A 22,258-nucleotide genomic window follows, 5' to 3' on the forward strand; every position below is an offset into this window, starting at 1 on the left:
TAGGAGGAATACAGGGAGAGGGAGTCCATATCATTCGTTATGCCTTTCAGAGAATGATAAATATCAACGTCAAGCTAGGAGTGTAATTATGGATGTAAATGTAAAAGAAATCACAGGAGTCTGGGACTCTGGTTTTTCTCTTGATAAGCACATTGTAAGTAGTACATATGTTGGTGATAACGAATGGGGTCATGCACAGTTTGATACTGTAAGAACCGATGTCGGTGAAGCAGTGTTTCGCTTGAAGTACCGAGATGACTTTACTAAGTGTGCTGAAATTGCTCAAAGCATAAATGACGATATTGTATCGAAACTGCCTTTTATATCTTTTATCGTGGCGATGCCACCCTCGAAAATCAGACCCAAACAACCTGTACAAGAAATTGCGTTAGAGCTCGCTAACATCGCTGGCAAACTATGTATTGACGGTCTGCTAATTAAATCAAAGTCCACACCACAAATGAAAGATATTGCCAGTCGTCAGGAGCGCATAGAACTGTTGATGGAGGCATTTGAAATCGATGATAAAGTAGTGGCAAAGACATTGCCGGAGACAGGTTATAACGTGCTTATAATTGATGATTTGTACGATACTGGTACATCTTTAGAAGCTGCCACACAGACACTACGTGAGTGTGATAAAATTAACCAAATATTCGTTGCTACAGCTACTAGGAAAAGGTAATGACTACGGTTTTTATTTCAGGCTCAATGAGAATTAAAAATTTAGACGAAAATGTACGTTTTCGTCTAAAGCATATCATTGACTCTGGGTTTGACGTGATAGTAGGTGATGCTGATGGTGTGGATACCTCGATACAAGAGTTCTTACTGCAACATTCCTATCAGAATGTAACTGTGTATTGTACAGGCGGACAGCCTAGAAACAACGTAGGTCGTTGGACTGTAAAAAATATTGTTAGTAACGCATCCCCCGGTTCTAGGGCGTTTTTTACCGCCAAAGACTTAGCTATGACTCAAGATTGTGACTTTGGGTTGATGGTTTGGGACACTAAAAGTACCGGAACTTTGAGTAATGCTGTGGAGCTCCTACAGCGCGATAAAAAGTCTCGTATATACGTCAACAAAGAAAAATCTTTCGTAAAAATAACTGCCGTACAAGATTTAGAGCACTTAGTTACGTTCATGAGCGACTTTGCGTATAAAAAAGCGAACGACAAGATTAAGTTAGAGGCTAAGATTGAAGCTATTAAACATAAGTCTTTCGAACTCTTTTAACACAACTTCTAAATACTTTTTCTAATCTATTGTGAATGTGTTAGTGCAATAGCGCTAACATGCCTTTGTCCAATTTCTTCTATCTAAAGTACTGCTGTAAGGGGAGCCTGATTGCGTTTTGCAATACTAAGAGTTATCCGAAAGCGAAAGCGCTACTGAAACCCTAAATTAATTTATGTCCAGAAGGAGCCTGAGTCGATCACGACAAACTTTTTATTAGCAAATCTTTTGGCTCCGAGTTTCATCTTCTGTTCGCACTGCGAGCAGTTTTCTCTGGTTGCAGTTTGTTGACAAGAACAATTAAAGCAATCGGCCTCCTAAAACCGTTCCCTCCTTTTTTTTCCAAGATACTAACTCCTGTCATTTGATGAGATAAGGAGAAAGTTGATGACACATGACCGAATCATGTCCTTGAAAGAGGTCTCAGAAGCCTTAGGACGAACTCCCAAAACTATTTGGCGATGGTGGGCAAAAGAGAAAACATTTCCGAAACCCATTCTGATTAATGGACGCTGCCTTGGGTGGCGAGAGTCTGAGCTAGATAACTGGATGGAGAATCAAGGGGGGAAAAGTGACAGCAGCAAGTGATAAAAGTCAGCCGAGCGAGCATCAACTCGATTTTCCAGACAAGAAAAAAGAAGGGCTTAAGAAGCTTATTCTGAATACAGATGACAACCTAAGGGTACTGTTAGAGCACAAAGGGTATATCCCTTACTTAAATGCGATGAACACTGAGATAGAAGTGATCCATAACGGTAAGGTTATGGAATATGAGGTGTTAATGAGTAAGCTGATAAGCGAATGTGCAAGATTCGATGTACCAAAAGCAGCAATTGGTGATCATCTACATGTTTTGGCAAAAGAGCGTTCATATCACCCTATTGTTTTGTATCTGGCTGACTCTAAATGGGATGGCGTCGAACGAGTGAAAAAAGTTATTGGGTGCATCCGTTCTAAGAGACCTGAAGTTACGGAGCTAATTATGCGGAGGTGGCTTGTTGGTTGTATTGCGGCGCTGTACGAGCCTCGGTTTAGTAGTAAGTTAGTGCCAGTGCTTCAGAGTAAGCAGTCTTTTAGAAAAACTGCTTTCTTATCAAGAATAGGTGACATCGTACAAGGGGCATTTCTTGGAGGTCGGGCTTTAGATCCTCGCTGTAAAGATAGCGTGTTACCTATTATTAAGTCATGGATTGTTGAACTCGGTGAACTGGAGTCTTCAACAAAGCACAGTCAAGGTCAGCTGAAAGCATTTATATCCCAAGAGGCAGACACAATCAGGTTGCCCTATGCGCGTACCGACCTCAAAAAACCGAGGCAAACGCTTTTGATAGCGACGGTAAACGGCCAAGATTTCTTGAAGGACAGAACGGGTAATACTCGGTTTGGTGTGATTGAACTAAATGAACCCATTGATATGACTACTGTGAATCGGATTCTCGGGTGGCAATACAACGGAACTGGCAGCCTTCGCCAAGAAGAGCCCGAGTCATTGCGGCAGTTTTGGTTGGAGGTCAAGCACATGTATGAAGCTGGTGAGCCTTGGGTACTGTCAATGGACGAGCAGGCTCTGGTTGATACGGTATCAGATAAATATTTGGATAAAGGGCGTTGGTATAAAATGCTTCAGGAGCGAATATCAATGGAGGCTGATGATAATCGAAGCCAGACTGAATGGCTTGCACCTGGCCAAATTAGCCAGATCTTAGGCATACCATGTAACTATGTTGCTCATGTCGGCAGAGCTCTACAGCGATTAGCTGATGAGGGGAAAATTGAAACTCGTTACAAAGATGGCTACAGGCTGTATTTGTTTCCAAGCAGCTATCGTCCACATTTCTGAGATTGTATGTTTATAACTTTACTTCACTTACCTCACTTAAAGTGGAGTAAGTGAAGTAAATTGAGAAAAACCAAGTGTATACCGTTCGCACTGCGAACATTGTTATCAATTCAATCAATCGACCTCTTAAAACCGTTACACCTCTTTTTATCAAAGATACTGGTTCAGTCATCAAATGAAAAAAGGAGGATGTTCATGGCAAGAGACCGAATTATGTCCCTTAAAGAAGTTTCAGACTCACTAGGTCGCAGTCCGAGGACGATCTGGCGTTGGTGGGCCAAAGACAAGTGCTTTCCTAAACCAATTCAAATCAACGGACGCTGTTTGGGGTGGCGAAAAAGAGATTTTGTTGATTGGTTGGTTACTCAAGAACAGTATTTTGAAGATTACAATTAAAGTTATTTAAGTGTAAGCGAGGCTATGAGCCTCGCTTTTTGTTCGCACTGCGAACGTTAATCCCACTTGTTGGGATAAATGCAGTAATCGTTAGCTTAAAAAAAATATTTAACTTCATCGGCTTTAACATTCTTTCTGACATTGAGGGGTTGTTCGCTTCTCATTCACCAGAAGGAAGGAAATATGAATAGGATTAAGCGTAATTGGAGCAAGCAGTTTGATTCTGCATCAGTTAAATATTGCAACCAAACAAGTATAGCTATGTCTTGTCATGTTGACATGAGAAATGTGTTGTTTGGTTATTATGAGGAGTATTTATCTCCAATGACTCCGTTAAATCATGATAATGCTCTCTGTTCTGTGATAGAAGACATTGGTTGTGTAATAGTTGATTACGGTAAGGACACAAAGCAGTTTTTGAACCTTAGCACCGCTTTAGATTGGGCTAAGTCAGTTATGGGGGTTAAAGTATTTAGATATGTGGACCTCTCATTGTTTGATGAGCCTGGATTCTATCTAGATGATTACATGGATGCCTTAAGAGATAATGCTGATAACTTAATCGATTTTTTTGTTGATAGCTTTAATCGTTATGGTTGGAGCATATCTCCATTTCAACTTGCCCATGATGTAGAGATTACGTCTGAATTTAGTAAACCGGAGCTCGTTGAGGCGGTATTTAACTTTGCTAGGAATATCCATTGTTTTAGTGCATTAGGACCAGAGCGCTCACCTTGGTTTATGAGCCAACCTACAAATGAAGGCTCTTACTACGTTTGCAGATTTAATGGGAAAGTTGAGCTTGTTGACCTTAAACTGGTTCATAGTGTAGATGGAAGAAGCAGTAAATTGATGATCTTTGGCTTAAACCAAGAGCCAGTGCCTTTAGATGAAGCGGAAGCTGGCGATTGGTTATGGTCTTTCTCTTATCACCAAACAAATACACTTGACTGAAGCATATAATTAGAATGAAGTGACTTAATGTACAGTAAATGTTGAGTCACTTTTCCCCAGCTACCAATCTGAATCATCTCTATGTCGTTTTTCTGTAATCCTATTCCTCAACTTACCCTCTAAATCCCGCTCGAACTCACATCCGATGTCATCAAAGTAGATGTTGTCTGATAGCCCATCGTCAAAGCTGATATGCTCACTATCTTCACTATCTCTTGAGGCGTCTAGAATTAAAATGATGCTTTCGATTAGTGAAATACAAGTCATGCTGAGTATTGATAGTGGGCTGAGGGCTTTTTTATCTTCCATGTTCCGTCCTCACATTGCCTTTCAAATTATAGATAAGGCTTCCGAACTTTGTGAAGCGCTTTAATCAATCACGACGAGAGAAGTGACTAAAGAGCTTGCTAAACTTAGATGGTGGTAATGTAGCAGTAGTGGACACTAGGAAAACAAAACTCATAAACCTCAGAGAGTCTGATACAGTTTCGGAGTTAGAATTAATGAAGAATAACCAATTGTCGACAATGGTTTTTTCAAACAAAATGCTGTAGTGCTGATGGCCAAATGCACATGCCGCAGCAACATATAAAATAAATCTTATATTAGTATTTTTTTTTCTGTAACGCTCTGACAAAAAGTGACTTGTTCCTAGTCCAATTAGACTAATGAATGCGTATTGCACTACTGACATTATTGGCCCTCTTCAAGGTAGGGGGAGATCGCACCTTCCATAGTATTATAATTACCAAACGTTTCGTTGAGTAATGCACCACTAGACATTGTTCTCCACCCTTTCGAAAAATCTTTAGATGAGTAGTAAAAAAGTTTAAATTGGCGAGCATTCGGCACGTTCGCATGTGGGACGGCCTTTAAAGTGCTTTTTAATCCATATAAGCTTGTTGCGATATCTACGGCAGCGTATGCGGCATCACCATCTCTCGGTGCCATTCCCATCTGTTCTGCTGCTAAGTGATATCCTTTTCGTATAAAGCTATTATTGTCACCATAATCGCCGGTATATCGCCCTTTCCAGTTCTGAACGATATTACCAGTTATATTGTATGAGTTTTCATAAATGTTGTTTCCCCCGTGAGTAATCATTGGAGTACCAACGCCACTGCACCAAGACGCGCCAGCTATAGAAAAAACAGAGCTTGTAACACAGATACCATATCCAGCAGATAATTGTCCTACTCCAGCTATAAGACCAATACCATATTTGCCCAGTTCAAGAGCTTGATCAATCAAGCTTTGTCGTTCTTGCTTTACCAGACGAACAATTTTGCTCCCTACTAGAATCCCATCTCTGTAATCATTCAATAGGCATTGACCAAGAAAACGATATTCTTCCCGAAATTGATGTTGGACGGTTGGGTCTTGCAAGTGACTCATGCTGTACATGTTAGCTTGACGAAGCAAACCTCTAACTGCAACTCTTACTTCGTCTTCTTCTATGTGCGTAGGAATATTGCTCATTGGGTTGCTTTTTCCTTAAGTTCGGAAAGTGGCTGTATCCAAGATGCAAAAGCAGCAGTGTTTGCTCCAACATGACGCCAGTTAATATCCCTGTATGAAATAGCGACAGTTTCTGTCATCTCGCTTTCGTTGAAGTCGACGACATGTGGCATATGAGATGAAACTGACCTAATTAGGGCACCACTCAACGTTATCTCATAAAAAAGCTCATCCCCACCTTTATGATTTGGCCTATAAAAAGTCAGGCGGCATTTTAACTCTTCCCCATCGGAGCACGCTTGAGCCAATACTGGTGAAGATTTATCAATTTTCTTAACAATTTGAATTGGAGCATGGATCGAGCGGCTATCGTGTGCAATCGAATGAGAGAAAGATAGGACGGTAATCTCATCCTCATGACCTAGCTGATAGCTGTTTCCCATAGAATAGAAAGTATTGCAGCCTGTTGATAGACAACCACTCATGATGCTCTCTATGGATAGGTAAGCTTTTGTACTCATTGGTTTTTCCTGAATCTTAAACGTGCAAAAAATGCTAGCAAACTAAACTAAGTGGGTCACCTTGCATATCGATGTTCTTATTAGTTGAAATGTCCGTGAAGACGCTCTAAAAGCAGGTATTATCAAATTCGTGAAGGTCAGCAGCATTCTTTAGTCAGGCCTTAGTATTAACCTAATTACTGCTTAGAAGAGCATCTTCATTACATTTTATTCATTGCTCTTGGCTTTGTTCACATTAAGATTTTCTGATTCGCTTATAGTGATACTGTAAGTGAATGTTCGCAGTGCGAACAAAACAACGTAAAGGGGGATGTATGGTGCAGATGGACGAATTTATTTGGAAGCGCTACATGGAAGACATAGAAGGTATGTTTAGAGATGCTGTCACGAGTTTGGACTTGCAGCATCGCGCCGTCATGGCTAAAGCAATTACGGCCATGTTAATCCAAGAGCCACCATTTAAGCTTACAGATGAAAATATAATCAATTACTTGAAATCTCCAGATGACATCAAACGTCAGATATTCGTTCAGTATGGTTACTTTGATCCACGCCTTGAGTCGTCTTTGCAAGAAGCTGTTCTATGTATCGATAATATCAAAGAACCACTGCTCAACAGCATAAAGAACGCACGTTAAAGCCCTCCTGTCACTAGCTGTGAAATAGGTAGTGACAGGAGGTATACCACGAGCGCATCACCTTATTTTTTCTATATTCTCGTTATTTCTTTTAAGCGGGGTCACTTGGTGACAGCCAAGTGACAGATTGGTAGTCTCATCACGTAAATAAAAAAGTAGCTGTCGCTATAAAGACTCTTCATAAATCATAAATGTTCAACAGGAGAAAGAAACGTAACCAGCATTGTGATGTCACAATGCTCTTCTCGTAGATGCTCACGCTTCTTCAAGTAGATCATGTACGACATTCGTAACTATCGATACACAAACCATCACTCTTGCCCTAATCGTCTCTGAGGCATTCATCTTACTAACCATAAGTTTGAATTGGGCTTATCACTAACCATCAGGTTCACGTGGTTTGATTACGTTTTCTCCATCATTTTTCAAGTAGATAGAGCCATATGAGCTATATGGCTCTTATTTGTTTAGGAGTAAGAGTCATGAGCAAACCAAACTTACGACACGGCCTAGTTTTGTTAATGAAGCGCAACATTGATGGGAGTTATGCATCTCAAGCTGCACGTAAAAACATCCTCATCCAAATCGAAAAACAATTAAAAAGAGGAGGGTACAGGCACTTAACTCCACATACACTTAAGTTAAAGCACGTAAAATTTTTGGTTGAGCATTGGCAAAGTCAAGGCTTAAGCGTTGGAACTATAAAAAACCGAATGGCACATATTCGTTGGGTATTCGAAAAGACTGGACGTGAGCATTTGTTACCCAAGTCCAATGAAGAGTTGGGGATAGGAAAGAGAGTTTTCAGTGACAATAGTACCAACAAGGCGAAAGAGCTTGATGAAGTAAAGTTTAACGCAATCTCAGACCCATATATAAAAATAGCGTTAGAGCTACAATCTGCATTCGGTCTGAGGCGGGAAGAAGCTTTGAAGTTTAACCCCAGTATAGCGATTAAAGCAGATAGAATTCATTTAATGGGTTCTTGGACTAAAGGTGGCAAGGCGCGAGAGGTACCAATCAGAAACGAATATCAAAAGCAGGTATTAGAGCGGGCTATAGCTATTGCCCCAAGAGGCTCTCTGATTCCCGCAGGCAAAAAGTACATTCAACAGCTAAAGCACTACGAAAATACTTGTAGGAAGGTTGGGTTATGCAAGAACCATGGTCTACGCCATCAATATGCTCAACAGCGATACATAGAACTGACAGGAATGAATGCACCTAAAGCGGGTGGTTTAACTAGCAGAGAGCTGAGTAGAGAACAAAAAAGTGCAGATAAAGAAGCTCGCCTTATTATTAGTAGAGAGTTAGGGCATGAGCGAGAAGAGATTACAGTTATCTATCTTGGCCGGTAAGCACATTATCAAGTTTTGTATTTTTAGGTTAAAATATAACCACAAGTACACTAGGGCGGGTTTCAATATGTTAGTACAACTTTTGGATGTAACGGGTATGACTTTAGCTCAACTTTTATTTTTAGCTCTAGTTACCGTTGGTACAATCGGTTTGCCTTTGTTAGCTATTTGGTATGATCGTAAACACGGAATTGAGTAAAATAGGCAGATAATAAAAAAGCGCCCCCTTTCACATAAGGGGGCGCTTTTTTATTATCTTATCGAATTTTCTGTTCTGCTCGTGATGGAAAAATGTTGGCAAGCTCAGCAAAGCGTCCAAAATTGTGAGCTAAGCAACTTCCTAACTACACCCACAACTACACCCAAAATCACTAGGTACAAAAAAAGCGTAGCAGGTACTAACCTGCTACGCCTTCTAGAATATGGTGGCCCCTCGCAGACTTGAACTGCGGACCAATCGATTATGAGTCGACTGCTCTAACCACTGAGCTAAGGGGCCTTAATAGGACAACGATTATAGGGGAAGCGTTGCAAGGTGTCTAGATACCAACTAGGGCAATTGCGCTTAGTTTTTATCCACTTAGAACAGTAGATAATAAAAAAGGTGACCTAAAGTCACCTTTTTTGATTTCTAAAAGCTTGTATGCGCTGCGATTATTCGTCTAGGAAGCTGCGCAGAGTCTCTGAGCGGCTTGGGTGACGAAGTTTACGTAGTGCTTTTGCTTCGATCTGACGGATACGCTCACGAGTAACGTCGAACTGCTTACCAACTTCTTCTAGAGTATGGTCAGTGTTCATGTCGATACCAAAGCGCATACGAAGTACTTTCGCTTCACGTGGCGTTAGACCTGCAAGCACGTCTTTTGTTGCCACTTTAAGGCTAGTTGCTGTTGCAGAATCTAGCGGAAGTTCTAGCGTTGTATCTTCGATAAAATCACCTAGATGCGAATCTTCGTCGTCACCGATTGGTGTCTCCATTGAGATAGGCTCTTTAGCGATTTTTAGAACTTTACGAATCTTGTCTTCTGGCATTTGCATGCGCTCTGCCAGTTCTTCCGGTAGTGGCTCGCGACCCATCTCTTGCAACATTTGACGAGAAATACGGTTTAGCTTGTTGATCGTTTCGATCATGTGTACCGGGATACGAATCGTACGTGCTTGGTCCGCGATTGAACGAGTGATTGCCTGACGGATCCACCACGTTGCGTAAGTCGAGAACTTGTAACCACGACGATATTCGAACTTATCTACCGCTTTCATCAGACCGATGTTACCTTCCTGGATCAGATCCAAGAACTGTAGGCCACGGTTGGTGTATTTCTTCGCGATAGAAATTACAAGACGCAAGTTCGCTTCAACCATCTCTTTCTTCGCACGGCGAGCTTTTGCTTCACCGATAGACATACGACGGCTGATGTCTTTAATGTTCTGTACGTTTAGAGAAGTCTCTTCTTCAATCATTTTTAGCTTAGCGATTGAACGACGGATTTCTTCTTCGTTACGTTTGATCTTTTCAGCGTATGGCTTGTCTGAAGCAAGAACTTCATCCAGCCAAGCTTCACTTGATTCATTACCAGTGAACAGCGCGATGAATGATTTCTTCGGCATTTTGCCGTATTCAACCACTGACTTCATGATCAGACGCTCTTGAGTACGAACGCGATCCATAGCAGTACGCAGTTCATTCACTAGGTGATCAAACTGTTTAGGTGTTAGACGAAACTCGCGGAATACGTCTAGCATCATTTCATTAGCAACGGTTGCTTTCGGGCTGTTATAGCCGTACTCGTTGATTGCTAATTGAAGATTTTGATAGGTGCTGCGTAGTTGGTTGAATTTCTCTAGCGCTAATTCAGGATCGATACCTACATCTTCTTCAGAATCATCTGAATCGTCATCGCTATCTTCGTCGTCATCAACGTCTTCATCGTCTTCTTCTTCTAACTGAGATTCAGTCAGTTCAGAACCGATGTGTGTTGCCGTTGGTGCAGCGGTGTCGTCAGCATCTGGATCTACAAAACCTGAAATTAGGTCTGTAAGACGTAGTTCTTCAGCTTGAACTTTGTCAAATTGCTCAAGAATGTACGGAATTGTGCCTGGGTATTCAGCAACAGACGATTGAACTTGGTTAATACCTTCTTCAATACGTTTTGCGATGTCGATTTCGCCTTCGCGAGTTAGAAGTTCGACAGTACCCATCTCACGCATGTACATACGTACTGGGTCTGTTGTACGACCAATCTCACTCTCTACGCTAGAAAGTGCAGCGGCTGCAGCTTCGGCTGCATCTTCATCGGTAATATTTGTGTCATCGTTCAGTGCTAAATCATCAGCATCAGGAGCAGTTTCTACTACCTTAATGCCCATGTCGTTGATCATCTGAATGATGTCTTCTACCTGTTCTGAATCTACGATTTCAGCAGGTAGGTGGTCATTTACTTCGGCGTAGGTCAGATAGCCTTGTTCCTTGCCTTTAATAACAAGTGACTTTAGCTGTGACTGCGGATTGTGATCCATAGACGGTATCCAACTTCGTAATCTGGTGAAGGAATCAGTATGCGAAATGCAAACCACTTACTATAACAAATTAAATCGTTGCTGACTAATTAAACAGGGTTACGCTTTTAAATCTAGCATAAGTGCTAGCAGCTCCCTTTTCTCTTCGGCTGATAAACCGACACTTCTTGCTTTGGCCTGCAGGTTTTCAATTTGTTTTTCTACGCACTGGGCAATAATTTTATCCAGTGAGTCTAAAAAGATTTCTTCTTGGTTGTCCTCATCGAGTGGAATGTCCCAACTCGCGAGACGAGACAGAAGGGTCTCATTTTGGCTGTTTCGCCAATGCTCTAATAATTGGCCTGTGTTGATATGGGGATGCGCTTGGCATTTATCAAGTACATCAACAAATAAACTTAGACCAGGAATGGGCAAATCTCTAACGCTAGTTAGATCTGGCACCATACTTACGTATTGTGGGTTTTGAATCAGTAACGCGATCACTTCTCGCATCGGCGTTCGCTTGATTTCTTTATGAGGTTGAGGCCTTTTATCCTCTTTACCTTGTTTTGAAATTAGCTGCTGTAGTTGGCGTTCATCAACCAAACCCAAACGGCGGCCAAGCAATTCTCTCAAGTATAGTCTTAAAGTGCCGCCAGGGACTTTATCAATGAGAGGAACCGCAAGAGTACTCAGTTTTGCCATGCCTTCTTTCGTGCTCATATCGACCTGCTGAGTCAATGAGCTGAACATGAATTCAGACAAGGGCATCGCATTAGACACTTGCTGCTCAAATGCTTGTTTTCCGTTTTGTCGGATATAAGAGTCGGGATCTTCTCCATCCGGCAAAAACATGAATTTTAACTGGCGACCATCCGTTAGGTAAGGCAATGCATTTTCCATGGCACGCCACGCGGCTTCACGGCCTGCGCGGTCACCGTCATAACAACACACGACGGTGCTTGTTTGCCTGAATAACACTTGCAAGTGATCGCCCGTTGTCGAGGTTCCCAATGAGGCAACGGAATAATCTACGCCATATTGAGCAAGCGCGACAACATCCATATAGCCTTCAACCACTAAAATTTGTGGTGGCTCACGGTACGCTTGTAGTACTTCATAAAGGCCATACAACTCTTTACCTTTATGAAATATCGGGGTTTCGGGTGAGTTGAGATATTTTGGTGTCCCATCACCTAATACTCGACCACCAAAGCCTATTACTCGACCGCGTCTGTCTCGAATAGGAAACATCACTCGACCACGGAATCGGTCGTAGCGGTTGCCTTTATCGTTTTCAATCAACATGCCGCCAGTGACGAGCATGTCTTGGTTTTCTTTATTCTGGCCAAAGTTCTTACGAACTAAATCCCATTCATCAGCCACATAGCCGATGCCAAACTTCTGGACGATTTCACCAGACAGGCCGCGATCTTTTAGATACTCAATCGCCACCTTACTTGCTGGCTGTTTGAGTTGGTTACGATAAAATTGAGCAATGCTGCCCATTAAGTCGTATAGGTTACGTTTTTCACTGCTGCTTGCTTGTGGGCCTGATTGAAACGAACCATTACCGCCGCTACGTTGTTCGCGAGGAACATCTAAACCCAAGTATGAAGCGAGTTCTTCAATGGCTTCGACGAATTCTAGTCGGTCGAATTCCATCAAAAAATCGATGGCATTTCCATGCGCGCCACAACCAAAACAATGGTAGAACTGCTTTTCTTGACTGACACTGAATGAGGGTGTCTTTTCGTTGTGGAACGGGCAGCATGCGCCGTAGTTTTTGCCTTTTTTCTTAAGTTTCACACGTGCGTCGATGATATCGACAATATCAAGTCGAGCTAGAAGGTCATCGATAAAACTGCGAGGGATGTGTCCAGCCATAAAACCTAACAAAAAAAGAAGATGATGAGTGGAGTGAATGCCTTAAAAGAATGAGCGTATTGCCCATTGATTTCATTCCATCCATCCAGATACAAACAAGCCGTGCGCTCCAAAGGATAGCACGGCTTGCTGCAATTGGGTGGGGTACCTTAAGCCAATTTAGCGCGAACTAAACCGCTTACTTTACCCATATCTGCACGCCCTTGAATTTGCGGTTTCAGAACGCCCATTACTTTGCCCATGTCTTGCATGCCAGCTGCGCCAGATTCAGCAATCGCGTTCTCGATGAGAGCCGCTACTTCTTCGTCTGTCAGTGGTTGAGGCATAAAGTCCTCAAGAACGGTAATTTCTGCTTGTTCCGCATCAGCAAGATCTTGACGACCCGCTGCTTCAAACTGCGCTACAGAATCGCGACGTTGTTTAACCATCTTGGTCAATACTGCAAGAATGTCGTCATCGTTCAGAGTAATCTGTTCGTCAACTTCACGTTGCTTGATTGCTGATAGGGCTAAACGAATAGTACCAAGGCGCAATTTGTCCTTGGCTTTCATCGCTAATTTTTGCTCTTCTTTGAGTTGATCAATCAGAGCCATAACTAAATTCCTTTTGGAGCTCAGTTATTAGTACAGGCGAACGCGACGAGCGTTTTCGCGAGCTAGCTTCTTAGCGTGACGCTTTTGAGCTGCTGCTTTAGCGCGTTTGCGAACTGTAGTTGGTTTTTCGTAGTGCTCACGACGACGCACTTCAGAAAGGATACCTGCTTTTTCGCAAGAGCGCTTAAAACGACGTAGAGCAACGTCGAACGGTTCGTTTTCACGTACTTTAACTACTGGCATATGCCTTTCACCTCAGGGGTTATTCGTTAACGCTGGTATTCAACAGACCAAATCACAATTGTTAGGTCTCTTACCAGCTTGATCAAAAATGGTGCGGAATTTTAATCCGATCACAACTACTTTGTAAAGCCTTTTGTCGATTATTGTCTGTACAAAATTTGTTTGCAGCACCAAGGCGAGGTAATATGACGCCCAAATTTCCTCTATACAGAAAGCATACTGAGAAAACCATGCGCATTATTGGTATTGAAACCTCTTGTGACGAGACTGGCATCGCAATTTATGACGATGAAAACGGTCTCTTGTCACACAAGCTATACAGCCAAGTAAAACTGCACGCAGATTACGGCGGTGTGGTGCCTGAGTTGGCTTCACGTGACCACGTAAAGAAAACCATTCCTCTTATTAAAGAGGCACTAAAAGAAGCGAACTTAACTTCAAAAGACATCGATGGTGTCGCGTATACCGCGGGGCCTGGTCTTGTTGGGGCGCTATTAGTGGGTGCGACTATCGGTCGCAGTATTGCTTATGCTTGGGGAGTGCCAGCGGTACCTGTTCATCATATGGAAGGTCACCTATTGGCCCCAATGTTGGAAGATAACCCTCCACCGTTCCCGTTTGTGGCGGTATTAGTATCGGGCGGTCACTCTATGATGGTGGAAGTGAGAGGCATCGGTGAGTACAAAATTCTAGGTGAGTCGATTGATGATGCGGCGGGCGAAGCGTTTGATAAAACAGCGAAGCTAATGGGTTTGGATTACCCAGGCGGTCCACTATTATCTAAACTGGCGGAAAAAGGTACACCGGGCCGCTTTAAGTTCCCGCGCCCAATGACGAATGTGCCAGGTTTGGACATGAGTTTCTCTGGTCTAAAAACCTTTACGGCTAACACGATTGCTGCAAACGGTGATGACGAGCAAACCCGCGCGGACATCGCATTGGCATTTGAAGAGGCTGTGTGTGCTACGTTGGCTATTAAATGTAAGCGCGCGCTTGAGCAAACAGGCATGAAACGCATTGTTATTGCTGGTGGTGTGAGTGCTAACCGTCGTTTGCGAGCTGAGTTAGAGAAGTTAGCGAAGAAAGTTGGCGGCGAAGTTTACTACCCACGTACTGAGTTCTGTACAGATAACGGTGCGATGATCGCTTACGCAGGCATGCAGCGCTTGAAGAATGGCGAAGTGGCTGATATGTCAGTAGAGGCTCGTCCACGTTGGCCAATTGATCAACTAACACCTGTCGCTTAGTCAAATTTATGCGGTAGGTTTGAAACCGGTTCTTTGTAATAAAGGTCTCTGCTCCTCAGAGGCCTTTATTTTTAATTATTCAATGAACCGCCTCGTTTTACATTCTGACTGATGCGATCAGTTCGCGATTGTTTCAGTGCTAGGATGACGTGGAAGAATAAGAAATGGATATAACAATGAATAAGTTTGAAATTGAAGGTCAGCAACTTGCTTATCTAGATAAAGGTGAGGGCCCTGTGCTTCTATTTGGTCATAGTTACCTTTGGGATAGCCAAATGTGGGCGCCACAAGTTGAGGTTTTAAGCCAGTCATTCCGTTGTATTGTGCCAGATCTTTGGGCACATGGTGAATCGGACGCTGCACCTGCATCGACACAGTCATTGGCCGACTATGCACAACATATGTTGGCATTGATGGATCATTTAGATATCGAAGAATTCTCGATAGTGGGCTTATCTGTTGGCGGCATGTGGGGAGCTGAGCTAACGGCTCAAGCGCCGCAACGTGTTAAGTCACTGGTATTGATGGATACCTTCATTGGCTGGGAGCCAGAAGTTACGTATAAAAAGTATTTTGCAATGCTTGATACCATCAGCCAAGTCCAAGCAGTGCCTGCGCCAATTATTGAAGCCGTTGTGCCGCTGTTCTTTGCCAACAACGTCAATCAGGATAACCCTAAACTTGTCGCTTCATTCAAACGCAGTTTAGAAGAGCTGAACGGTGAGCGTGCGGTGGAAGTAGCTCGCATGGGGCGCATGGTGTTTGGTCGCCGGGATGTGATTGAGGATTCGGAAAAATTTGCTCTGCCGACGTTAATTGCAGTGGGCTGTGAAGATAAACCACGTCCAGTTTTTGAATCTTATTTAATGAAAGACTGTATCACAGGCAGTGAGTTGGTGGAGATTCCCCAAGCGGGACACATCAGTTGTTTAGAGCAACCTGAGTTCGTCAACCAGATGTTGTTGAACTTCCTGAATCGAGTTCATGCGTAACCAATACATCCTTCTTTAAACGAAAAACTCGGCATTAAGCCGAGTTTTTTTGTGTCAGTTTTTTCTCGCCGATTTTTGGCTCGTCGCCAGACAAAAGCCGACGAATATTTTGATGATGCTTAAATACGATTAAGCAGCACAGCATAGCAACAGGTAACGTGTATTGCGGTTTAAACATCCAAGTATAAAACGGAGTGACCAAAACCGTGACGAGAGCCGCTAAGGATGAATAGCGGAATAGCGCGGCTACTGACAGCCAAGTTAACATTACCAATCCAGTTAAGTCCAAACCAATCGGAGCGATAGCGCCAAGCGCGGTTGCGACACCTTTTCCGCCTTTAAAGTGGAAAAAGATGGGGTACATGTGGCCAAGACAGGCAGCAATGGCGATGACGCCAAGAATGATAGGGTCGATACCAAGAAAGTATCCGCCCCACACGGGGATAGTGCCTTTGAGCATATCGCACAACAAGACTGAAACAGCGGCTCCTCGTCCGCCAATACGCAATACGTTCGTTGCTCCAGGATTGTTAGATCCCACACTGCGTGGGTCTGGCAGTTTTAAGAGTCGACAGATCAAAACCGCACTGGAAACCGAACCTAATAAATAGGCGGCCATTGTCATTATCAGTGCCAGTGCGTCCATAGAAGTCCTTGATGGATTGGAATTTAATGCTCGGTTCCCGCGTAGTTGCTATCATACCCCGAATTTACATAATGCAGAAATCCTCACTGTGATAGAGCTTGCATTATGTGATTTCTTGTATATAAAGATGCTTTCGCAGTTTATACCTAAGTAACATTGTGATGACCAAAGTAAATGTTACTTAGGTATAGAATACTACGATCAAATTACCCCTCACGGGTATCCGACCTCTGTAATAGAAGGACATAAGATGGCTCTGGATAAAGTTTTTATTGAACAGTTAGAAGTAATCACCACCATTGGCGTGTACGACTGGGAACAACAAATCAAACAAAAGTTGGTTCTAGATATTGAAATGGCACACGATAATAAACCTGCGGGCAAAAGTGATGATGTGCAAGATGCACTGGATTATTCGCAGGTGAGTGAGGCGGTACTTAACCACATTGAAAATGGTCGTTTCTTACTGGTCGAGCGCGTGGCTGAAGAAGTAGCAGAGCTTATCATGCAGCGTTTCTCTGTGCCTTGGGTGAAAATCCGCCTAGCGAAGCCTGGCGCCGTGCCGCAAGCACGTGCTGTTGGTGTGGTGATTGAGCGAGGCCGAGCATGATCACCACCTATATCGGTGTTGGGACGAACGTAGAAAGAGAGCAACATGTGCTTGCTGCGTATCAGGAGCTGCAACGGCTTGGAGAAAATCTCCTCGTATCACCGATATATGAATGCGAACCTATTGGTTTTAGCAGTAAGAATTTCTACAACTTTGTCGTTGCAATGCGTACCGAGTTGTCATTAGAAGAGTTGAGCCATCAACTACGCGAGATTGAATTTAAATGGGGACGCGAAGAAAACGCGCAAAAGTATCAGGATCGAACACTGGATCTCGATATAGTGTTGTTCGGTGAGCGCGTCTCCAAGAAAAAACCTGAGCTACCTCGCAGTGATATCTACAAATATCCTTTTGTCACAAAGCCGTTGTATGATCTCGAACCGCAATTAGTGATCCCAGGCGATGGACGCACAGTCGCAGACATTTGGCATGCTATGCAGCCAGTCGATTCGCTCAAACCCGTTTCCTTTCATTTTTAATTTGAGTTGTTTACATGAGTTATTTTGAAGCCTTTATTTTGGCTCTGATTCAGGGGCTGACAGAGTTTTTGCCTATCTCAAGCTCTGCCCATTTGATCCTGCCTTCCGCTATTTTAGGATGGGAAGACCAAGGTCTGGCCTTTGATGTTGCTGTTCACGTCGGTACATTAATGGCTGTCGTGATCTATTTTCGTCATGAAGTAATCACTTTGTTTCAAGCGTTATTTGCTTCGATTTTTAAAGGAGATCGCAGTAAAGAGGCTAAATTGGCTTGGATGATCGTGATTGCGACGATTCCAGCTTGTGTGTTCGGTCTATTGATGAAAGACATCATTGAAGTGTATCTACGTAGCGCTTACGTCATCGCGACTACCACGATCGTATTTGGCTTGTTGCTATGGTGGGTAGACAAAAACGCTAAACTCGTTGCCGATGAATACCAAACGGGTTGGAAGAAAGCTGTATTTATCGGTATTGCTCAAGCCTTAGCGATGATTCCTGGAACTTCACGTTCAGGGGCGACCATCACAGCAGCGCTTTACCTTGGCTTTACTCGAGAAGCGGCTGCCCGATTTTCGTTTTTAATGTCGATCCCAATCATTACATTAGCTGGTAGCTACTTAGGCATGAAGTTAGTGACCAGTGGTGAACCTGTCCATGTTGGTTTCTTACTTACTGGCATTATCACATCGTTTATCAGTGCGTACATCTGTATCCACTTCTTCTTGAAGATGATTTCACGCATGGGCATGACACCGTTTGTGATTTACCGTCTCATTTTGGGCGTCGGTTTGTTCGCTTTTCTATTAAGTGCATAATTGATGCTAACGAAAAACGCCCGCGAAATCCGCGGGCGTTTTTGTTTGTTCGTTACTTCTTAAGTACTGCTTTCACTGCTTCAATACGTCGTTTTTCTTGCTCGTCACGAATCGCAGGGCCTTTAAAGCCCTCTTTGATTATGGTTTGAACGTCAACTGCCGCTGCTGCTTGGTAGGCTTGCCTAAAAATATCCGCCTGTGGATATGGTTGCGTTTCCAGTCCTTTACGACCAGCGTGATCCGCTTGGCAGCAAAGCAAGATATCTTGCAGACGTTCGGACTTACGCCACCCATCAAGCTTATTGAGTATTTTAATTATGGTTTGTGGTTTAAGTTCAGCCGCGCGATGAATATTGGAGTGCTGTTCGCACACCATCAAGGCTAAATCACGAAACTCATTTGGTACCCGGACACGTTCGCACAGCTTTTTGATCAGTTTTAATCCTGTATGGCAATGCATTTTGTGGCTTGGCCATTCGCTCTCTGGCGTCACGCCCTTACCCAAGTCATGCACTTGGGCGGCAAACCTGACGGGGAGTGAGTTACTCAATTTTGCGGCTTGCTCTGCCACCATCAAAGTATGGATGCCAGTATCGATTTCTGGATGCCACTTCTCAGGTTGAGGTACGCCAAATAGTGCATCAATTTCAGGTAACACCACGGTTAATGCACCACAGTCTCGTAGAACCGATAAGAAAATATCAGGGCGAGGAGTAGAGAGAGATTTATGCCATTCTTGCCAAACACGCTCGGGAGTCAGTGTGCTCAGCTCTCCGGACTCTGCCATGTGACGCATTAACCGCATGGTTTCGTCGGCAACCGTAAAGTTTAGATCAGCAAGCTTCGCTGCGAAGCGAGCGACACGTAAAACGCGTAGAGGGTCTTCAATAAAGGCGTCTGATACATGGCGTAGCAGTTTATCGTTGAGATCTTGCTGGCCACCATATGGGTCATGGATCGTGCCATCACTCTCCATTGCCATCGCGTTAATGGTTAAATCACGACGTATCAAATCTTCTTCTAAGGTGACGTTTTGATCGAAGAAACATTCAAAACCAGTGTAACCAGAACCTGACTTTCTCTCTGTTCGTGCAAGGGCATATTCTTCTTTACTTTTGGGATGCAGAAATACAGGAAAGTCTTTACCAACGGCGGTGTATCCTTGGGACAGCATCATCTCGGGCGTCGCGCCTACGACCACCCAGTCGTTGTCATAACTATCAATTCCGAGCAATTTATCTCGAACTGCGCCACCTACTAAATAAACTTGCACGAATTACCTCTTAATTTATGGATATGCCGTTGGACATTGTAGCAAGCAATGGTACTTTTCTTTACTCCTAAGAATAGAAGAAGAGCGTTTATACCATGTCTGACTATTCCCAGGTGGTTTTTTAGCTGGAGAGCCTAATGTATAAGGACTTTTTTGGGTTTGTCGAACAACCATTTTCGATTGTTCCAAACTCACGTTATTTGTATTTAAGCCAACGTCACAAAGAGGCAATCACACATCTCCAAGCTGGGCTAGGCGATGGCGGTGGCTTTGCTATGCTTACTGGCGAAGTAGGTACAGGCAAAACGACCGTCGCAAAAGCGATGCTGGCGAATTTGGGGGATAACACCAAAGCGGGTCTTATTCTCAATCCCACGTTTTCGAGTAGAGACTTGCTCGAAGCCATTTGCGATGAGTTCAAAATCACCTATCCGCCAGATGCAAACCTCAAACAGCTAAACCAGGTTATCCATCAATATTTGCTGCGTAATTATCGTTCAGGCTGGCAGACATTGCTGGTCATTGATGAGGCTCAACACCTTGCTGCCGACGTTCTAGAGCAGTTGCGCTTGTTGACCAACTTGGAAACCGATACCAGAAAATTGCTCAAAGTGTTGTTGGTCGGGCAGCCTGAATTGCAGCGGTTATTACAAACAACACAACTACGCCAACTTGCCCAGCGTATTACCGGGCGTTATCACCTGTTGCCGTTGGATGAAAAAGAGACAGAAGATTACATCGCATTTCGACTACATACAGCAGGTGGCGACCAGCAACTGTTTAATCGTGCTTCTTGTAAACTTATAGCCAAATACAGTCACGGTATACCGCGGCTCATCAACCTTATCTGTGACAAATCCCTCAACATTAGTTATCACCAGGGTAATGTGGTGGTGGATAAGCAAACCGTTCAGCAGGCCTGTGAAGAGGTGATGCAGTTTCAGGCAGATATTTATCAGCAAGATAAAAAAGAGCGCCGGACTTTCCGTTGGCCTGCTTGGGGCTCTGTCACGGTAGGCCTTATTGCTGCATTAAGTACGGGGTGGGCGGTCGTGAATTATATGCCAGCTCAAGCGACGTCAGTGTTGACACAAGTGACGGAGCCAAGAGTAGAGCCAACACCAACCGTCGTAAGCCAACAGTTAACGGATGAGCAGCGTGATTTATTGTTAGCACAAAAACAGTCGAACCTCGCTGTAAATGATTTGTATCGTTTGTGGGGGTATCAAGCATCGGTTCGCGATAATCTTTGTTTGTCAGAACCGCAGTCGACTATGCGTTGTGAGCGTAAAATGGCGACTTGGCCGCTGTTGATGCAACAAAATCGCCCTGTGATCTTGGAGTTGAATTATCAAGGTGATGTTGGGTATGTCATTCTATATGCCGTCGGTAATGACCAAGCTGAAGTGCTCAATGGCAAGCAGCGTCTGCGTCTGCCAGTTTCGTGGCTAAAGCCGTTGTGGCAGGGCAATATTATCGAACTGCGGCATGCTCCGCTGAATGAAACATTACGGTTAGACATGGAAGGCCCTGCGATTGAAGTATTAGACCGATTATTAGCAGAAGCGGTGAGTGAGCCACTGCTTGAAACGTCTATTTTTGATGGTGCGATGAAAGAGCGAGTCGAGTTATTTCAACGTTGGCAAGGAATTGGTGTCGATGGTATTGCAGGTAAGCGAACGCTAGACCGACTTCAGCAAAATGTTCAACCAGATGCGCCTCAACTGGCGAGAATAGAGAAGGAGGACGTATAATGTCAGCTGTGAAACATATAGGTCTGTTCTTGCTGCCAATCACTGCTTCTGCTATCGGAGTCGCTTGGTACTTAGATCTCTTTGCACCGAGTGTTGAAGTAGATACAACGTCCCCGATAGAAAAGGTCGAAGTGGTATCACCTTTCAAAGTATTAGACTATCCAGAGAACACCCAGTTGGCCCAATTGCCAAGAGAGTGGCCAAGTGCAGAGCTATCGCGTGATTTTGGTACATTTACCACCCCCGATGAATACACGAGCCATACACCAAGCAGAGATGAAACACGCGACTCAGCATCAACCCAAACGACTTCTGCTGCTGAAGAGGACCTCGGGTTGTCTTTGGATGATCTGGATTTATCCTCATTATCTCCTGATTTAGCTAGGAAGGTCGAAAATGCCTTATCCCGAGATGATGACAATTCGTCATCACAAACGGCACGCGTGAACGATTTAGAGCGCAACGCTCACCAGTGGCAAGGGCGTCTACCTGCGCTTAATTTGCAAACCCATATGTACGCTAGTGATGAAAATCGCCGTTGGGTGAAAATTAACAATGTTGAGTATCATCAGGGGGATGTCGTTGATGATCAGGTCACTCTAAGAGAAATACAACCGCAAGCTGTGATTGTTGAGTTCCAAGGTGAGCAAATTCGTATACCAGCGTTGTATGAGTGGAAAGGGTAACTCTTGTAGAAACACATCAAGCCAGCGAAATCATATCGCTGGCTTTTTATTTTTCAGAGCATCTTTTGCATCTATTCTGGTGATGATTTCTAGATACTCAAACAAGCAAAATATAGCTTTCCTCAGTCGT

General features: G+C 43.7%; 25 protein-coding genes and 1 tRNA gene. 16 read left to right on the forward strand and 10 right to left on the reverse strand.

Going from position 1 to position 22,258, the window contains the following annotated elements; all coding sequences use genetic code 11:
• Positions 1-88: 88 nt before the first annotated feature.
• The 6 genes from R7P35_RS13170 (at position 89) to R7P35_RS13195 (ending at position 4,429) form a co-directional block, all read left to right on the forward strand.
• Complete coding sequence (locus tag R7P35_RS13170) at positions 89-685, forward strand: ComF family protein (protein WP_213906569.1); 597 nt, start codon at positions 89-91, stop codon at positions 683-685.
• Positions 685-1,239 (forward strand): hypothetical protein, encoded by a 555-nt coding sequence (locus R7P35_RS13175; protein WP_213906568.1) that lies wholly within the window; start codon positions 685-687, stop codon positions 1,237-1,239. The genes R7P35_RS13170 and R7P35_RS13175 overlap by 1 nt, the downstream gene beginning before the upstream one ends.
• 387 nt (positions 1,240-1,626) lie before the next feature.
• The gene (locus R7P35_RS13180; protein WP_213906567.1) at positions 1,627-1,827 is read left to right on the forward strand and encodes a helix-turn-helix transcriptional regulator; all 201 of its coding nucleotides are present in this window, start codon (positions 1,627-1,629) and stop codon (positions 1,825-1,827) included.
• Positions 1,811-3,079 carry a VapE domain-containing protein gene (locus R7P35_RS13185; protein ID WP_213906566.1) on the forward strand — a complete coding sequence of 423 codons (1,269 nt, stop codon included), beginning with the start codon at positions 1,811-1,813 and terminating at the stop codon, positions 3,077-3,079. Before R7P35_RS13180 ends, R7P35_RS13185 begins: the two co-directional genes overlap by 17 nt.
• Before the next feature lie 195 nt (positions 3,080-3,274).
• Entirely contained in the window at positions 3,275-3,475 is a 201-nt protein-coding gene (locus R7P35_RS13190; RefSeq protein WP_318092187.1) for a helix-turn-helix transcriptional regulator, read from the forward strand.
• Between the two features lie 183 nt (positions 3,476-3,658).
• Positions 3,659-4,429, forward strand: coding sequence for a hypothetical protein (locus R7P35_RS13195; RefSeq protein ID WP_213906565.1), 771 nt, complete (start codon positions 3,659-3,661; stop codon positions 4,427-4,429).
• 60 nt (positions 4,430-4,489) lie between these two features.
• Here R7P35_RS13195 and R7P35_RS13200 read toward each other — a convergent pair whose 3' ends face one another.
• The 3 genes from R7P35_RS13200 to R7P35_RS13210 all read right to left on the reverse strand — a co-directional run bounded on the left by R7P35_RS13200 (position 4,490) and on the right by R7P35_RS13210 (position 6,408).
• Positions 4,490-4,738, reverse strand: a complete 249-nt coding sequence (locus tag R7P35_RS13200; protein WP_213906564.1) for a hypothetical protein — start codon at positions 4,736-4,738, stop codon at positions 4,490-4,492.
• A 384-nt stretch (positions 4,739-5,122) separates the two neighbouring features.
• The gene (locus R7P35_RS13205) at positions 5,123-5,908 is read right to left on the reverse strand and encodes a DUF4225 domain-containing protein (RefSeq protein WP_158173645.1); all 786 of its coding nucleotides are present in this window, start codon (positions 5,906-5,908) and stop codon (positions 5,123-5,125) included.
• Positions 5,905-6,408 carry an Hcp family type VI secretion system effector gene (locus tag R7P35_RS13210; RefSeq protein ID WP_140331584.1) on the reverse strand — a complete coding sequence of 168 codons (504 nt, stop codon included), beginning with the start codon at positions 6,406-6,408 and terminating at the stop codon, positions 5,905-5,907. Before R7P35_RS13210 ends, R7P35_RS13205 begins: the two co-directional genes overlap by 4 nt.
• Before the next feature lie 314 nt (positions 6,409-6,722).
• Here R7P35_RS13210 and R7P35_RS13215 point away from each other — a divergent pair, with 314 nt between their 5' ends.
• The 3 genes from R7P35_RS13215 (at position 6,723) to R7P35_RS13225 (ending at position 8,603) form a co-directional block, all read left to right on the forward strand.
• Positions 6,723-7,046: a hypothetical protein gene (locus R7P35_RS13215; RefSeq protein WP_017634402.1), complete on the forward strand. Its 324-nt coding sequence runs from the start codon at positions 6,723-6,725 to the stop codon at positions 7,044-7,046.
• Between the two features lie 482 nt (positions 7,047-7,528).
• Positions 7,529-8,404 (forward strand): phage integrase N-terminal domain-containing protein, encoded by an 876-nt coding sequence (locus R7P35_RS13220; RefSeq protein ID WP_033906066.1) that lies wholly within the window; start codon positions 7,529-7,531, stop codon positions 8,402-8,404.
• A gap of 67 nt (positions 8,405-8,471) precedes the next feature.
• A complete protein-coding gene (locus tag R7P35_RS13225) occupies positions 8,472-8,603 on the forward strand; it encodes a hypothetical protein (RefSeq protein ID WP_017634400.1) in 132 nt (43 codons plus the stop codon).
• A gap of 224 nt (positions 8,604-8,827) precedes the next feature.
• Here the strand turns inward: R7P35_RS13225 and R7P35_RS13230 are convergent.
• The 5 genes from R7P35_RS13230 to rpsU all read right to left on the reverse strand — a co-directional run bounded on the left by R7P35_RS13230 (position 8,828) and on the right by rpsU (position 13,623).
• Positions 8,828-8,903, reverse strand: a tRNA-Ile gene (locus R7P35_RS13230).
• A 155-nt stretch (positions 8,904-9,058) separates the two neighbouring features.
• Positions 9,059-10,921: an RNA polymerase sigma factor RpoD gene (rpoD, locus tag R7P35_RS13235; protein ID WP_005395986.1), complete on the reverse strand. Its 1,863-nt coding sequence runs from the start codon at positions 10,919-10,921 to the stop codon at positions 9,059-9,061.
• Between the two features lie 99 nt (positions 10,922-11,020).
• Complete coding sequence (gene dnaG / locus R7P35_RS13240) at positions 11,021-12,787, reverse strand: DNA primase (RefSeq protein ID WP_005379719.1); 1,767 nt, start codon at positions 12,785-12,787, stop codon at positions 11,021-11,023.
• A 149-nt stretch (positions 12,788-12,936) separates the two neighbouring features.
• Positions 12,937-13,380, reverse strand: a complete 444-nt coding sequence (locus R7P35_RS13245) for a GatB/YqeY domain-containing protein (RefSeq protein ID WP_005379720.1) — start codon at positions 13,378-13,380, stop codon at positions 12,937-12,939.
• 27 nt (positions 13,381-13,407) lie between these two features.
• Positions 13,408-13,623, reverse strand: coding sequence for a 30S ribosomal protein S21 (gene rpsU, locus R7P35_RS13250; RefSeq protein ID WP_001145625.1), 216 nt, complete (start codon positions 13,621-13,623; stop codon positions 13,408-13,410).
• Between the two features lie 230 nt (positions 13,624-13,853).
• Between rpsU and tsaD the strand changes: the two genes are divergently transcribed.
• Positions 13,854-14,870 (forward strand): tRNA (adenosine(37)-N6)-threonylcarbamoyltransferase complex transferase subunit TsaD, encoded by a 1,017-nt coding sequence (tsaD, locus tag R7P35_RS13255; RefSeq protein WP_005379854.1) that lies wholly within the window; start codon positions 13,854-13,856, stop codon positions 14,868-14,870.
• A 176-nt stretch (positions 14,871-15,046) separates the two neighbouring features.
• Positions 15,047-15,862 (forward strand): alpha/beta fold hydrolase, encoded by an 816-nt coding sequence (locus tag R7P35_RS13260; RefSeq protein WP_005379855.1) that lies wholly within the window; start codon positions 15,047-15,049, stop codon positions 15,860-15,862.
• 34 nt (positions 15,863-15,896) lie between these two features.
• On the opposite strand, the gene plsY is transcribed toward R7P35_RS13260, so the two are convergent.
• Positions 15,897-16,508 carry a glycerol-3-phosphate 1-O-acyltransferase PlsY gene (gene plsY / locus R7P35_RS13265; RefSeq protein WP_005379857.1) on the reverse strand — a complete coding sequence of 204 codons (612 nt, stop codon included), beginning with the start codon at positions 16,506-16,508 and terminating at the stop codon, positions 15,897-15,899.
• 250 nt (positions 16,509-16,758) lie between these two features.
• On the opposite strand from plsY, the gene folB reads away from it, so the two are divergent.
• The 3 genes from folB to R7P35_RS13280 are packed head-to-tail and all read left to right on the forward strand — an operon-like array spanning position 16,759 to position 18,415.
• Positions 16,759-17,118 carry a bifunctional dihydroneopterin aldolase/7,8-dihydroneopterin epimerase gene (gene folB, locus R7P35_RS13270; RefSeq protein WP_005387458.1) on the forward strand — a complete coding sequence of 120 codons (360 nt, stop codon included), beginning with the start codon at positions 16,759-16,761 and terminating at the stop codon, positions 17,116-17,118.
• Entirely contained in the window at positions 17,115-17,597 is a 483-nt protein-coding gene (gene folK / locus R7P35_RS13275) for a 2-amino-4-hydroxy-6-hydroxymethyldihydropteridine diphosphokinase (RefSeq protein WP_005387457.1), read from the forward strand. Before folB ends, folK begins: the two co-directional genes overlap by 4 nt.
• Positions 17,598-17,611: 14 nt before the next feature.
• Complete coding sequence (locus R7P35_RS13280) at positions 17,612-18,415, forward strand: undecaprenyl-diphosphate phosphatase (protein ID WP_017636143.1); 804 nt, start codon at positions 17,612-17,614, stop codon at positions 18,413-18,415.
• Positions 18,416-18,467: 52 nt separating this feature from the next.
• Here R7P35_RS13280 and R7P35_RS13285 read toward each other — a convergent pair whose 3' ends face one another.
• Complete coding sequence (locus R7P35_RS13285; RefSeq protein ID WP_064353610.1) at positions 18,468-19,688, reverse strand: multifunctional CCA addition/repair protein; 1,221 nt, start codon at positions 19,686-19,688, stop codon at positions 18,468-18,470.
• A 137-nt stretch (positions 19,689-19,825) separates the two neighbouring features.
• On the opposite strand from R7P35_RS13285, the gene R7P35_RS13290 reads away from it, so the two are divergent.
• Both R7P35_RS13290 and R7P35_RS13295 read left to right on the forward strand, forming a co-directional pair.
• The gene (locus tag R7P35_RS13290) at positions 19,826-21,442 is read left to right on the forward strand and encodes an ExeA family protein (protein WP_213896523.1); all 1,617 of its coding nucleotides are present in this window, start codon (positions 19,826-19,828) and stop codon (positions 21,440-21,442) included.
• On the forward strand, positions 21,442-22,128 hold the full coding sequence (locus R7P35_RS13295; RefSeq protein WP_005379904.1) for a general secretion pathway protein GspB: 687 nt from the start codon (positions 21,442-21,444) through the stop codon (positions 22,126-22,128). The genes R7P35_RS13290 and R7P35_RS13295 overlap by 1 nt, the downstream gene beginning before the upstream one ends.
• Positions 22,129-22,258 lie beyond the last annotated feature (130 nt).

The sequence above is a fragment of the Vibrio sp. Vb0304 genome (genome assembly GCF_033338995.1).
GTDB classification, from domain to species: domain Bacteria; phylum Pseudomonadota; class Gammaproteobacteria; order Enterobacterales; family Vibrionaceae; genus Vibrio; species Vibrio alginolyticus.

Coding starts and splice junctions, on each gene's coding strand:
- R7P35_RS13170 (WP_213906569.1), top strand. CDS start 89: ATGGATGTAAATGTAAAAGAAATCACAGGAGTCTGGGACTCTGGTTTT.
- R7P35_RS13175 (WP_213906568.1), top strand. CDS start 685: ATGACTACGGTTTTTATTTCAGGCTCAATGAGAATTAAAAATTTAGAC.
- R7P35_RS13180 (WP_213906567.1), top strand. CDS start 1,627: ATGACACATGACCGAATCATGTCCTTGAAAGAGGTCTCAGAAGCCTTA.
- R7P35_RS13190 (WP_318092187.1), top strand. CDS start 3,275: ATGGCAAGAGACCGAATTATGTCCCTTAAAGAAGTTTCAGACTCACTA.
- R7P35_RS13195 (WP_213906565.1), top strand. CDS start 3,659: ATGAATAGGATTAAGCGTAATTGGAGCAAGCAGTTTGATTCTGCATCA.
- R7P35_RS13200 (WP_213906564.1), bottom strand. CDS start 4,738: ATGGAAGATAAAAAAGCCCTCAGCCCACTATCAATACTCAGCATGACT.
- R7P35_RS13205 (WP_158173645.1), bottom strand. CDS start 5,908: ATGAGCAATATTCCTACGCACATAGAAGAAGACGAAGTAAGAGTTGCA.
- R7P35_RS13210 (WP_140331584.1), bottom strand. CDS start 6,408: ATGAGTACAAAAGCTTACCTATCCATAGAGAGCATCATGAGTGGTTGT.
- R7P35_RS13215 (WP_017634402.1), top strand. CDS start 6,723: ATGGTGCAGATGGACGAATTTATTTGGAAGCGCTACATGGAAGACATA.
- R7P35_RS13220 (WP_033906066.1), top strand. CDS start 7,529: ATGAGCAAACCAAACTTACGACACGGCCTAGTTTTGTTAATGAAGCGC.
- R7P35_RS13225 (WP_017634400.1), top strand. CDS start 8,472: ATGTTAGTACAACTTTTGGATGTAACGGGTATGACTTTAGCTCAACTT.
- rpoD (WP_005395986.1), bottom strand. CDS start 10,921: ATGGATCACAATCCGCAGTCACAGCTAAAGTCACTTGTTATTAAAGGC.
- dnaG (WP_005379719.1), bottom strand. CDS start 12,787: ATGGCTGGACACATCCCTCGCAGTTTTATCGATGACCTTCTAGCTCGA.
- R7P35_RS13245 (WP_005379720.1), bottom strand. CDS start 13,380: ATGGCTCTGATTGATCAACTCAAAGAAGAGCAAAAATTAGCGATGAAA.
- rpsU (WP_001145625.1), bottom strand. CDS start 13,623: ATGCCAGTAGTTAAAGTACGTGAAAACGAACCGTTCGACGTTGCTCTA.
- tsaD (WP_005379854.1), top strand. CDS start 13,854: ATGCGCATTATTGGTATTGAAACCTCTTGTGACGAGACTGGCATCGCA.
- R7P35_RS13260 (WP_005379855.1), top strand. CDS start 15,047: ATGAATAAGTTTGAAATTGAAGGTCAGCAACTTGCTTATCTAGATAAA.
- plsY (WP_005379857.1), bottom strand. CDS start 16,508: ATGGACGCACTGGCACTGATAATGACAATGGCCGCCTATTTATTAGGT.
- folB (WP_005387458.1), top strand. CDS start 16,759: ATGGCTCTGGATAAAGTTTTTATTGAACAGTTAGAAGTAATCACCACC.
- folK (WP_005387457.1), top strand. CDS start 17,115: ATGATCACCACCTATATCGGTGTTGGGACGAACGTAGAAAGAGAGCAA.
- R7P35_RS13280 (WP_017636143.1), top strand. CDS start 17,612: ATGAGTTATTTTGAAGCCTTTATTTTGGCTCTGATTCAGGGGCTGACA.
- R7P35_RS13290 (WP_213896523.1), top strand. CDS start 19,826: ATGTATAAGGACTTTTTTGGGTTTGTCGAACAACCATTTTCGATTGTT.
- R7P35_RS13295 (WP_005379904.1), top strand. CDS start 21,442: ATGTCAGCTGTGAAACATATAGGTCTGTTCTTGCTGCCAATCACTGCT.